This window comes from Protofrankia symbiont of Coriaria myrtifolia (assembly GCF_900634755.1).
Lineage (GTDB): Bacteria > Actinomycetota > Actinomycetes > Frankiales > Frankiaceae > Protofrankia > Protofrankia coriariae.
The window spans coordinates 35575-47281 of the sequence record NZ_CAAAFS010000258.1; the positions used below are offsets into that span (position 1 = coordinate 35575).

Genomic DNA, 11707 nt, shown 5'->3' on the forward strand with positions numbered 1-11707 from the left:
GTCAGGAATCCCCGGTCAGGCTGTGGCCCCGGGGACCGCGGCCCCCCGGGGGGCCCTGGTCAGGCCGTGGACAGGTGCGCCGCGATCTGTGCGGCGGCGTCCGCGCCGTAGGTCTCCGACAGGCGCTTGACCAGTTCGGCCGGAACGGTTTCGTACTCCTGGGTGCCGATGGTCTCCAGCGCCAGCGTGGCGAGCAGGCAGCCGAGCTGCGCGCTGCGCTCCAACGACAGTTCCCAGGCGCGTCCCGCGAAGAAGCCGGCGCGGAAGGCGTCCCCGACACCGGTCGGATCCGGGGTGACCCGGGCGGGCACGACCGGCACCCGGATCGGCGCCTGCCCAACGGCCTCGATGGCGACCCCGTCCGCGCCGTGGGTGGTGATCCGGACGCCCACCCGCTGGAGCACCTGCGTGTCCGACCAGCCGGTCTTGCTCTCCAGCAGGCTCTTCTCGTACTCGTTGCACAACAGCCAGGCCGCGCCGTCGACCAACCGGCGGATCTGCGGGCCGTCCATCCGGGCGAGCTGCTGGGAGGGATCGGCCGCGAACGGGATCGACCGCTCGCGGCACTCGTCGGTGTGGCGGAGCATCGCCTCCGGGTCGTTCGGGCTGATCAGCACCAGGTCCAGGCTGCCCAGGCGGTCGGCGATCGGACGCAGCTCGATCAGCCGGGCGTCGCTCATCGCGCCGGGATAGAAGGAGGCGATCTGGCAGAGGTCGTCGTCGGTGGTGCACACGAAACGGGCGGTGTGGGCAATTTCGCTCACATACACCGAGTTCGTGTCGACACCGTTGCGGTCGAGCCAGGACCGGTAGTCGGCGAAGTCCTCGCCCACCGCCCCGACGAGAACGGGACGCAGGCCCAGCCGTCCGAGCCCGTAACAGATGTTGGCGGCCGCTCCCCCGCGCCGGATGACCAGGTCGTCGACAAGGAACGACAGGGAGATCCTGTCCAGCTGGTCGGCCAGTAGCTGCTCGGCGAACCGGCCCGGAAAGCGCATGAGATGGTCGGTCGCGATGGAACCCGTAACGGCAATAGGCACGATGCGTGATTCTACCTGGCCATCGTCCGTAACTGCCGGGTCCATCCGACATCTGGACACGGCAGACGTGTGGCCGGCTGGCCACTCCCAGCCGGCCACACGTCACAACCCACGCCACCATCGACGCCACACCGAACGGACACCGTCGGCAACCCCGGCGCTGTCCGGCACCCCGGACCGGACCCACCGGCTGATGTCGCCTCGGCGACGGACGCCTACCGCCACCCCGACCATGGCAACACGCCCGGCCGGGCCCCAGAAATCAGCGCCCGACCCCGGGAACCAGCAGGGCGCCAGGGATCAGTGGAAGGAGTCGCCGCAGGCACAGGAGCCCGCCGCGTTCGGGTTGTCGATCGTGAAGCCCTGCTTCTCGATCGTGTCGACGAAGTCGATCGTCGCCCCGCCGAGGTACGGGCCGCTCATCCGGTCGACCGCGACCTTGACACCGGAGAAGTCGAGGACGGTGTCGCCGTCAAGCTGCCGCTCGTCGAAGAAGAGCTGGTAGCGCATGCCGGAGCAGCCGCCGGGCTGGACGGCGATCCGCAGCTGGAGGTCCTCACGCCCCTCCTGCTCGAGCAGGCCCTTCACCTTGTGCGCGGCCACGTCGGTCAGGATGACGGTGTTCGAACGAGTCGCTGTGTCCACGCCGGTCGCCGTATCGGTCGTCGTGTCCTGGACTGTCATGGAGGCTGCTCCCTAGTGAATATTCCCTGGGGCGTGGGGAGTCACGACGGCAGCCACCGTCGCTCCTCCTTCGGCCGATTGGATACGTGTGCAGGGATGCCAGAGGTATTCGGCTACTCGCAATACGTGCGCATCCAGTACGTGCGCATCACTGTAGGCAACAACATGGGATGCCCGCGACGCCACCCTTCATGCACGGTCGCCGTTCGTGCCGTCGCGACGACAGTCCTCCCGTCCTCACCAGCGAGCCGTTGCACACGCCTGGATGGAACACCGCCCGCCGCGATTGCCTTCCCATCGTACGCAGGTCGTCCGCGCACGACCAAGCACACGACCCGCGGCTGTGATCACGAACTCGTCCCGCGCGGTACGGCAGAAGGTCCCAGACGGTGCGGTACAGGGCCGTGGCGAGTTAGAGTCTTACCGACCATACGTCCCCATGCGTGCGGCCAGGCCACGGACAGCCGGTCGACCTCAGGAGCGAGCATGACGACCCATCCCGCGCTCGAACGCGCCGGCGTCGCGGCGCCGGGAACACCTCCGGTCACACCGCCGGCCCCGCCACGCTCCCGGCCCCTGGCCGGGCCGCTCGAGCTGCTGCTACTCGGACGCGGCTCGGATCCCGACAGTGAACGCGGGGTCGACTGCCCCGGCGCGCTGCCGCCCGCGTCCGACCCGACGCTCGTCGAACGGGCGAGAACGGCCAGAGCCGCCCTCGGTGACTCCGTCTTCGTCCTCGGCCACCACTACCAGCGGGACGAGGTCATCGCCTTCGCCGACGTCACCGGCGACTCGTTCAAACTCGCCCAGCAGGCCGCCGCCCGGCCCGAGGCCGGGCACATCGTCTTCTGCGGCGTGCACTTCATGGCGGAGAGCGCCGACATTCTCACCGGCGACCACCAGCAGGTGATCCTGCCCGATCTCGCCGCCGGCTGCTCCATGGCCGACATGGCCACGGCCGAACAGGTCGAACAGGCCTGGGAGACGCTCGCGGACGCCGGCCTCGCCGAGGGCACCGTCCCGGTGAGCTACATGAACTCCTCCGCCGCCATCAAGGCGTTCACCGGACGGCACGGCGGCACCATCTGCACGTCCTCCAACGCCCGCCGGGCGCTGGAATGGGCGTTCGGGCCGGCCCGGCGCGGCGAGCGGGTGCTGTTCCTGCCCGACCAGCATCTCGGCCGCAACACCGCCGTGCTGGAGATGGGGATGTCGCTGGACGACTGCGTCGTCTACAACCCGCACCGCCCCGGCGGCGGCCTCACCCGCGAACAGCTGCGGGACGCCCGGATGATCCTGTGGCAGGGGCACTGCTCGGTGCACGGCCGGTTCAGCCTCGGCTGCGTCGACGAGGTGCGCGCCCGGATACCCGGCATCACCGTACTGGTGCATCCCGAGTGCCGGCACGAGGTCGTCACCGCCGCGGACCTGGTCGGCTCGACGGAGTACATCATCAAGGCGGTGGACGAGGCCCCGCCCGGCTCCCGGTTCGCCGTCGGCACCGAACTGAACCTGGTGCAGCGGCTGGCCAACCGGCACCCTGACAAGACCGTCGTCTTCCTGGATCGTACGGTGTGCTACTGCTCCACCATGAACCGTATCGATCTGCCCCACCTCGTGTGGGCCCTTGAATCCCTGGTCCGCGGCGAGACGGTCAACCGCATCACGGTCGACCCCGACGTCGCGGCATACGCCCGGAAGGCCCTCGACCAGATGCTGGCGCTGCCCTGATGGCACTGTTGAAACGACGCACGTCCGTCTCCGACGATCCCGCGGACACCGCGGACACCGCGGACACCGCGGACACCGCGGACACCGCGGACACCGCGGACACACCGGTGGCCACGGCCGACTCCGCTCCCCCCACCGCCGACACCGAACGTGGGAACCGGCCGGGCAACGGGGTGGGGAAGGGCCGTCCCACCCCGAAGCGCAGCCAGGCGCGGGCGGCGCGCGCACGCGGCGGCGCCCTGCCCACCCCGACGTCCCGCAAGGAGGCCCGGGCCCGCGTCCGCGAGGAGCGCCGCCGGTCGAGCCGGGAGTACCGGGCGGCGATGCTCTCCGGTGACGTCAGCAGGCTGCCGCCGCGCGAGCGCGCCCCCGAGCGGGCGCTCGCCCGGGACTTCGTCGACACCCGCCGCAACATCGGGCCGTTCTTCCTCGCCGCCGCCCTGGTGTACTTCCTCGGTGGCATCGTCCCCAACGCGTACGTGCGGCTGGTCACCACCTCGCTGATGCTGCTGGGCCTGCTCGCGGTGGCCGTCGACTCGGTGGTCCTGGCCCGCCAGGTCAGCCGTCGGGTGGCACGGAAGTACCCGGACTCGCGAGTCCGGGTCCGGGCCTACTCGGTGCAGCGCGCGCTCCTGCCTCCCCGCTGGCGGATGCCCCGGCCCCGGGTGAGCCGTCGGGACGGCCAACGATGAACGTGTGATTTCACGGCCGGGCGTCTCGGGGCACAGGCGTTCTAAGGTGACTGTGTGGAGCACAGACGACTCGGGCGTAGCGGACTGTCCGTCAGCGAGATCTCATACGGTAACTGGATCACCCATGGTGACCAGGTCGAACGGGACCAGGCGCTCGCCTGTGTACAGGCCGCTCTCGACGAGGGCATCACCACCTTCGACACGGCCGACGTCTACGCGGGCACCCGCGCCGAGACCGTGCTGGGCGAGGCGCTCGACGGCGTCCGCCGGGAGTCCTACGAGCTGTTCACCAAGGTTTTCTGGCCGACCGGCCCCGGCCCGAACGACCGGGGCCTCGGCCGCAAGCACATCATCGAGTCCTGCCACGCGTCGCTGCGGCGGCTGCGCACCGATTATGTCGATCTCTACCAGGCGCACCGGTACGACCCGACCGTGCCGCTGGAGGAAACCCTGCGGGCCTTCGACGACCTCGTGCGGGCCGGCAAGGTCCTCTACGTCGGCGTCTCGGAGTGGAGCGCCGCGCAGATCTCGGACGCGGTGCGGACAGCCGACGAACTGGGCTTCGACCGGATCATCTCCAACCAGCCGCAGTACTCGCTGCTGTGGCGCACGATCGAGGCCGAGGTCGTCCCGGCTTCCCGGGCCGCCGGCATCTCCCAGATCGTCTGGTCACCGGTCGCGCAGGGCGTGCTCACCGGCAAGTACCGGCCGGGCCAGCCGCCGCCGGTGGACACCCGCGCCACCAGTACGACCGGCGGGCACTTCATCCAGCGGCTGCTGGGCGACGACGTCCTCGCCCGGGTGCAGGACCTGCTGCCCGTCGCGGCCGACGCCGGCCTGTCCCCGGCCCAGCTCGCGGTGGCCTGGGTGCTCCAGAACGACAACGTGGCGTCGGCGATCATCGGGGCGTCCCGGCCGGAGCAGGTCCACGAGAACGTCAGGGCGTCCGGAGTGAAGCTCGACCCCGACCTGCTGGCCCGCATCGACTCCGTGCTCGACGGCGTGGTCGTCACCGATCCGGAAATCGTCGGCTAGCCGCCCGGCCCAGCCAGCCTGGTCAGGCCCGCGGCCGTGGGCCTGACCGGTGGGTCTACCAGGCACGGGCCGCCGAACGCCCGCAAGACACGATCGGCGCGTTCGGCGGCAGGGCCGCTGGTCGACGGCCGCTAGTCGACGGAGCGCAGGCTCATCGGGCCGTAGACTCTGCGATCGCCCTCGTGGAGCACCACCTGTTGGACGCCGGCGGCCAGCAGCTCCTGCCAGATCTCTCCCAGCCAGGTCTCGGCGTCGCTCTGGGTCGGGAACGACTCCGACGGCAACGAGCCAGCGGGAGTGACCGCCCCACCGTCCTCCGTCTCGAAACGCCAGGTCCAGCTCACCGTTGGCCCCCTTGTCCAGGTCGTCGGTCCTCGTCGCGCTGTCCGTCGGACACCATCCAACACCGACGGTGGGCCCGGAGGAGACGACCGGTGGCGGATCCGGAGCGTGGCCGCTGGTCAGCGGCGGTAGCCGGGCGGACAGGTGGCCGGTGAACGGAAACACCCCATACGATCCGTCGGACGGCCGGGCCAGTCGACACAGAGGAAGGAGACCGTGATCATGACTTCGCACGGTGTCACGACGTTGCTCGCGGAGGCTACCGCCGAGTCGCACGAGGCGCCCTTGGTCTGGTGGCAGGTCGGGCTGGTCACGATCGGCGCGATCGTGCTCCTCGGCGTCGTGATCGCGCTCATGACGCTGGCCGACCGCAGGCGCCATCCGCACCCGTAGGCGTCCGGGCCAGTGCGCCTGAGGCTGCTGGGCACGGGGTCGGCCGACGGCTGGCCCAACCCGTGGTGTGGGTGTGCGTCCTGCGAGTGGGCCCGCGAACACCAGGTGCGCACCCAGACCGCGGTGCTCGTCGACGACCGCCTGCTCATCGACTGCGGGCCGGACGTGCCGCGCGCCGCCACCAGGTTCGGGGTGCGGCTCGCCGACGTGCGTCACCTGCTGTTCAGCCACGCCCACGGCGATCACACCGGCCCCGCGGCCCTGCTGTGGCGGACGTGGTCGACGGTGGCCACCCGTCCGTTGGACGTCGTCGGGCCGCCCGCCTCGCTGGACGCCTGCCGTCCCTTCGTGGCGCCCCCGGACGGGGACACGGGGGCGCTGCGGTTCCGGCTGGCACACGCCGGTGACGTCCTGTCACTGGACGGTTTCGAGATCCGCGCGCTGGCGGCCAACCACGGGGCCGCGTTCGTGGGCCCGGCGCTGCTCTACGACATCACGGCCCCTGACGGCGGACGCCTGCTCTACGCCTGCGACACCGCCGCGCCGCTGCCACCGGCGACCCTGGACGCGCTGACCGGACGCGCCTTCGACGTCGTGCTGATGGAGGAGAACAACGGCGACCGGCCCGGCTTCGGCGACCATCTCGACCTGGCGACGTTCGCCGACGTCCTCGCGCGGCTGCGGCGGCGGGAGGCCGTGGTCGAAACGACCCGGGTCGTCGCCGTCCATCTCAGCCACCGCAACCCGCCCGGCGACGAACTCGCCCGGCGGCTGGCGCTGATGGGCGCGCACCTCTATCCCGATGGCACCGTCATCGCCACCGGCACCGGCACCGGTGGCGTCCGCGGCACCACCGCCCCTGGCAACGTCCTCGATGCCGCCGGCGGCGACGTCCTCGGCACCGTCGTAGCCAGCGGCGCGCCCGGCAGCACTACGTCCAATGGCGTGCTCGGGCCAGCCGGCACTGGCGCTGGCGGCACTGGCACCGCCGGTACCGATGGCGGCGGCCGGCCCGAGCGCACCGTGTTCCGCGGAACACGGCCCCCGGTGGGCCCGCCCCGGCCGTATCGCGTCCTGATCACCGGGGGTGCCCGGTCGGGGAAGTCCGCGGAAGCCGAACGACGGCTCACCGCCTGGCCGGAGGTGGTCTACGTGGCCACGGCGGGCCCGGTCCCGCCGGGCGACTCCGACTGGGCGGCGCGGGTGGCCGCCCACCGCACCCGCCGGCCGTCCCACTGGACGACGCTGGAGACAACCGATCTACCACCGCTGCTGCGCGCGGACGGCCCACCGCTGCTGATCGACTGCCTCACCCTGTGGCTGACCGCCCACCTGAGCGAGGAGCATCCGGACGACGGCCACCGGGCCGGGAACAGTCCGTCCGACGACGGCGCGACCGGCGAAACGGCGACTGGCGAAACGTCGGCCGGGGAATGGCCCACCAGGCTCCGGGAGTTGCTGGCTGCCTGGCGGGACACCCGTCGGCACGTGATCGCGGTGACCAACGAGGTCGGCTCCGGGGTCGTGCCGGCAACCGCGGTCGGACGCCGCTTCCGCGATGCCCTCGGCCGCCTCAACGCCGCGGTCGCGGCCGAGTCCGACGAGGTCTGGCACGTCGTCGCAGGCATCCCCACCCGCCTGCGCTGACCCGCGTTTCATCCTGGCGCCAAGCCGCGCGTATCGAGGCCACCCGGTCAGCCGCGTCCGGATGACTGGCGTGGGCCGAGGTGGCGGTTGAGCAGCGCGTCGCATTCGGCTTTGAGGACTTCGGGGATGACCTCGACGAAGTGGTTCAGTCTCGGGTCACGCACGAGATCCCACTGGGAGCAGACGGCACCGTTGCGTTCGTCCCACGAGCCGATGACCAGCCGCGGCATCCGGGCGAGGACGACGGCGCCGGCGGCCATCACCCCGGGCTCGAGTGTGGTCACCAGGGTGCAGCCGTCGAGTTTCCACGTCCCGAGCGCGCGCCCGGCCCGCCGGAGCACGGTGATCTCCGCGTGGGCAGTCGGGTCGGCCGTCCGCTGCCGGTCGTGGTGCGCGGCAGTGATCTCCCGTCCGTCCGGGCCGTAGATCACCGCTCCGACGGGCGGATCGCCGGCTCCCGGGTCCGGCAGCGCCCGCGCCATCTCCAGGGCGCGGCGCATCCACGGCTCGTACTTCGCCACGGCCGCCCCCAGCCGCGTCGCCCCCAGCCGCGCCGGGCCCGGCCGCGCGGGATCCGGCTGTACAGCATCTGGCTGTACCGGATCTGGCCGCACGAGAGCTGATTGTCCTCCCCACGCCGAGCCGCCAGCCCGCCGCACGCACCTGCTCTCGCAGGTATGCCGCTACCCGGCCCTTGCGGCCCTGGCCGGCCTCACCCAGGCCGGGGCGAAGCGCGCGCTCGACCGGCTCGTCCCGGACCGGCTCGTCCGTGGCTCCAGCAGCGGGCGCAACGCCCACTACATCGTGGCGCGAACACACACGGAAGCAGTACGAACACATGCGGAAGTGACAAGGACGCAGAGGGAATAAATGAAAGACGTGCCGCCGCGCGACGGACGGGCGTGGATACACGGTCCCGCGCGGGCGGCCGCGGCAATCCCGTGAGCCGGCGTCATTGCGCCGCGCGCGACCCTCGGCTACGGTCTAGTTGTGGCACTGAAGAGTGCATGTGCAGTGACGTGCGCAGCGAAAAGTACGCGGGCGGCGAAAAGTGCCGGAGCGGTGACGAGCATGCCGGCGTTGAAGAGCGCGTCGGCGCGGGGAACGTTCGTCACCCGCAGGTACCTCGACTTCTCTCGTCTCGCAAGCTCTCTCTGTTGTCGTTGACGGAGCGTCAGCCGGTCCACCCGTCAGTGCGGTACGGCGATGTCAGGCCCGTGTACATGCCGTTCATGTCATTCATGTCGTCCCGCGTTCCAGGCGGCCGTGTTCCGATTTCCCGTAGCTGACACCTGTTGACCAGCGGCGTCGGCGAGGAAAGGCAGTGGCTGCGATCCGGCGGGTAACCCGGGCCCGGAAGTAAAAAGATCCCACCGTGCTGCCGGCGGCCTGCCGAGATGAGCGGACACCGATCGACACCCCGTGTCGGACGCCGTTTCGATGCCATTGCATCGGCCGTTTCCCGCGCCGTCACGGAACCCTGCCGGCCGACGAGACACACCCGGAGCCCGGGAAGCACCCAGGAAACACCCGAGAAGTAAAAAGAGAAAAAGAAGAGAAGGGGACGACACGTCTGATGCCCGCGCTCTTTCCACTTCATCTCGCCGTCGCGCTGGACGGTACCGGCTGGCATCCCGCGGCCTGGCGGGAGCCGCGGGCGCGCCCGCTCGAGCTGTTCACCCCGCGCTACTGGGTCGACCTGGTCGCCGAGGCCCAGCGCGGGCTGCTGGACTTCGTCACCATCGAGGACGCCCTCGGCGTGCAGTCCTCCCGCTATGACGGGCCGGACGGGCGGACCGACCAGGTGCGCGGGCGCCTGGACGCGGTGCTGATCGCCTCCCGGGTCGCGCCGCTGACCGCGCACATCGGGCTCGTCCCGACCGCGACCGTCACCCACGCCGAGCCGTTCCACGTCTCGAAGGCGGTAGCGACCCTGGACTACGTCAGCACCGGCCGGGCCGGCTGGCGGGCGCAGCTGTCGCGTCCCAGCGAGAACTCCCACTTCGGCCGCCGCGACATCCCCCGCCTGCGGCTCGAGGACTACGCGACACCCGAGGGCCAGGCGCTGGTCGCCGAGTACTTCGAGGAGGCCGGCGACTTCGTCGAGGTGGTCCGCCAGCTGTGGGACAGCTGGGAGGACGACGCGGAGATCCGCGACGCCGCCACCGGTCGGTTCATCGACCGCGAGAAACTGCACTACATCGATTTCAAGGGCAGGTGGTTCAGCGTCCGCGGCCCGTCGATCGTGCCGCGGCCACCGCAGGGGCAGCCGCTGGTCACCGCGCTCGCGCACAGCACGCTGCCCTACCGGTTCGGTGCCCGCTCGGCCGACGTCGTCTACGTGACCCCGCGGGACACCGACGACGCGCGCGCGATCGTCGAGGAGGTCCGGGCCGAGCAGCACTCCGCCGGACGGACGGAGAACGTGCACGTCTTCGGTGATCTCGTCGTCTTCCTCGACACCGCCGCGACGGCGGCGAACGACCGCCGCAAGCGCCTGGACGAACTGGCCGGCAGCGAGTACGGCAGCGACGCGCTGGTGTTCACCGGCACCCCCGCCGAACTCGCCGACCTGCTGCGGGACTGGCAGCGCGCGGGCCTGTCCGGCTTCCGGCTGCGGCCCGGGGCGATCCCGCACGACCTGGAAGCGATCACCCGCACGCTGGTCCCGGAGCTACAACAGCGCGGCCTGTTCCGCACCGCCTACGAGGCGGACACGCTGCGCGGCCTGCTCGGGCTGCCCAGGCCCGCCAACCGCTACGCCGCCGCCTGACGACCCGCCGGCTGATATCGAGCGCCTGGAGCGTACGTATGAGCAAGCCCCGCAAGCAGATCATCCTCGGCGCCTATCTCGGTGGCGTGAACCATCACACGGTGTGGTCCGACCCGGCCGCCGGCAGCCAGATCGCGTTCTCCTCGTTCCAGCACCTGGCCCGGACCGCCGAACGCGGCAGGTTCGACTTCTTCTTCCTCGCCGAGGGCCTGATCCTGCGCGAACGGCTCGGCCTGATCTTCGACCAGGACATCGTCGGCCGGCCGGACAGCCTGCCGGTGCTCGCCGCGCTGGCCGCGGTGACCGAACACCTCGGCCTGGTCGGCACCATCAACGCCACCTTCAACGAGCCGTACGAACTGGCCCGGCAACTCGCTTCGCTGGACCACCTCTCCGGCGGGCGGGCCGGCTGGAACGTGGTGACCTCCTTCGACGCCTTCACCGGGCAGAACTTCCGCCGCGGCGGCTTCCTGCACCGCGACGACCGCTACGTCCGCGCGGGCGAGTTCCTCGCCACCGCCCGGAAGCTCTGGGACTCCTGGCCCGCCGACGCCGTGGTGGCCGACAAGAACGGCGGGCGGTTCGTCCGCGACGACACCGTGGGCGCGTTCAGCCAGCACAGCGAGCAGTTCGACATCTCCGGGCACTTCAACGTCCCGCGCAGCCCCCAGGGCCGTCCGGGCGTCCTGCAGGCCGGGGTGTCCCCGCAGGGCCGGGACTTCGCCGCCGGCAGCGCGGACGCGATCTTCTCCCCCTACCGCCACCTGCCCGAGGCGCGGGAGTTCTACCAGGACATCCAGGCCCGGGCGCTGCGCCAGGGCCGTCCGGCCGGCTCGGTCAAGCTGCTGCCCTCGGCGTCGTTCGTGCTCGGCGACACCGAGGCCGAAGCCGTCGAACGGCACCGGGAGATCACCCGGACGCAGGTCAGCGGCCGGACGGCGCAGATCCTGCTCGAGACCGTCTGGAACCGTGATCTCTCCGGCTACGACCCCGACGGCCCGCTGCCGGATGTCGGCCCCGACCCGGAGGCCCCCCTGACGATCCAGGGCCGGGCGCGCCTGGCCCAGGACCCGCACGAGACGGTGGCCGGCTGGCGGGCGCTGGCCGAGGCGAACAACTACTCGCTGCGCGAGCTAGCCATCCACGTCTTCAGCCGCACCGAGTTCATCGGCACGCCGGTGCAGGTGGCCGAACGCATCGACTCCTTCGTCCAGAACGACGGCTCGGACGGCTTCATCCTCGGCTCCCACCTGACCCCCACCGGCCTGGACGAGTTCGTCGACAGGGTGGTCCCGCTCCTCCAGGAACGCGGCTCCCTACGCACCGAATACACCGGCACAACCCTGCGCGACAACCTCGGCCTCCCCGCC

At 71.2% G+C, this 11707-nt stretch carries 11 protein-coding genes; 7 read left to right on the forward strand and 4 right to left on the reverse strand.

Annotated features, from left to right (window positions below):
- Window positions 1-59: 59 nt before the first annotated feature.
- Complete coding sequence (locus CM1CMNOD_RS14750; RefSeq protein ID WP_043603795.1) at window positions 60-1040, reverse strand: carbohydrate kinase family protein; 981 nt, start codon at window positions 1038-1040, stop codon at window positions 60-62.
- Between the two features lie 300 nt (window positions 1041-1340).
- The gene (locus CM1CMNOD_RS14755; protein ID WP_013874399.1) at window positions 1341-1724 is read right to left on the reverse strand and encodes a HesB/IscA family protein; all 384 of its coding nucleotides are present in this window, start codon (window positions 1722-1724) and stop codon (window positions 1341-1343) included.
- A gap of 486 nt (window positions 1725-2210) precedes the next feature.
- Between CM1CMNOD_RS14755 and nadA the strand changes: the two genes are divergently transcribed.
- The 3 genes from nadA to CM1CMNOD_RS14770 are packed head-to-tail and all read left to right on the forward strand — an operon-like array spanning window position 2211 to window position 5182.
- A complete protein-coding gene (gene nadA, locus CM1CMNOD_RS14760; RefSeq protein WP_013874400.1) occupies window positions 2211-3455 on the forward strand; it encodes a quinolinate synthase NadA in 1245 nt (414 codons plus the stop codon).
- Entirely contained in the window at window positions 3455-4147 is a 693-nt protein-coding gene (locus tag CM1CMNOD_RS14765) for a DUF3043 domain-containing protein (protein ID WP_131774038.1), read from the forward strand. Before nadA ends, CM1CMNOD_RS14765 begins: the two co-directional genes overlap by 1 nt.
- A gap of 54 nt (window positions 4148-4201) precedes the next feature.
- Window positions 4202-5182 (forward strand): aldo/keto reductase family protein, encoded by a 981-nt coding sequence (locus CM1CMNOD_RS14770; RefSeq protein ID WP_013874402.1) that lies wholly within the window; start codon window positions 4202-4204, stop codon window positions 5180-5182.
- Between the two features lie 131 nt (window positions 5183-5313).
- Here CM1CMNOD_RS14770 and CM1CMNOD_RS14775 read toward each other — a convergent pair whose 3' ends face one another.
- Entirely contained in the window at window positions 5314-5526 is a 213-nt protein-coding gene (locus CM1CMNOD_RS14775; protein ID WP_013874403.1) for a hypothetical protein, read from the reverse strand.
- A 220-nt stretch (window positions 5527-5746) separates the two neighbouring features.
- Here CM1CMNOD_RS14775 and CM1CMNOD_RS21880 point away from each other — a divergent pair, with 220 nt between their 5' ends.
- Window positions 5747-5917 carry a hypothetical protein gene (locus CM1CMNOD_RS21880; protein ID WP_013874404.1) on the forward strand — a complete coding sequence of 57 codons (171 nt, stop codon included), beginning with the start codon at window positions 5747-5749 and terminating at the stop codon, window positions 5915-5917.
- A 12-nt stretch (window positions 5918-5929) separates the two neighbouring features.
- Window positions 5930-7564, forward strand: a complete 1635-nt coding sequence (locus CM1CMNOD_RS23210) for a bifunctional adenosylcobinamide kinase/adenosylcobinamide-phosphate guanylyltransferase (RefSeq protein WP_013874405.1) — start codon at window positions 5930-5932, stop codon at window positions 7562-7564.
- 47 nt (window positions 7565-7611) lie between these two features.
- Here CM1CMNOD_RS23210 and CM1CMNOD_RS14785 read toward each other — a convergent pair whose 3' ends face one another.
- Window positions 7612-8085, reverse strand: a complete 474-nt coding sequence (locus tag CM1CMNOD_RS14785) for a nucleoside deaminase (protein WP_013874406.1) — start codon at window positions 8083-8085, stop codon at window positions 7612-7614.
- A gap of 1055 nt (window positions 8086-9140) precedes the next feature.
- Between CM1CMNOD_RS14785 and CM1CMNOD_RS14790 the strand changes: the two genes are divergently transcribed.
- Both CM1CMNOD_RS14790 and CM1CMNOD_RS14795 read left to right on the forward strand, forming a co-directional pair.
- Window positions 9141-10337, forward strand: a complete 1197-nt coding sequence (locus tag CM1CMNOD_RS14790) for an LLM class flavin-dependent oxidoreductase (protein WP_013874407.1) — start codon at window positions 9141-9143, stop codon at window positions 10335-10337.
- A 38-nt stretch (window positions 10338-10375) separates the two neighbouring features.
- Window positions 10376-11707, forward strand: a 1332-nt coding sequence (locus tag CM1CMNOD_RS14795; RefSeq protein WP_131774039.1) for an NtaA/DmoA family FMN-dependent monooxygenase, incomplete at its 3' end; no start/stop codon positions are given.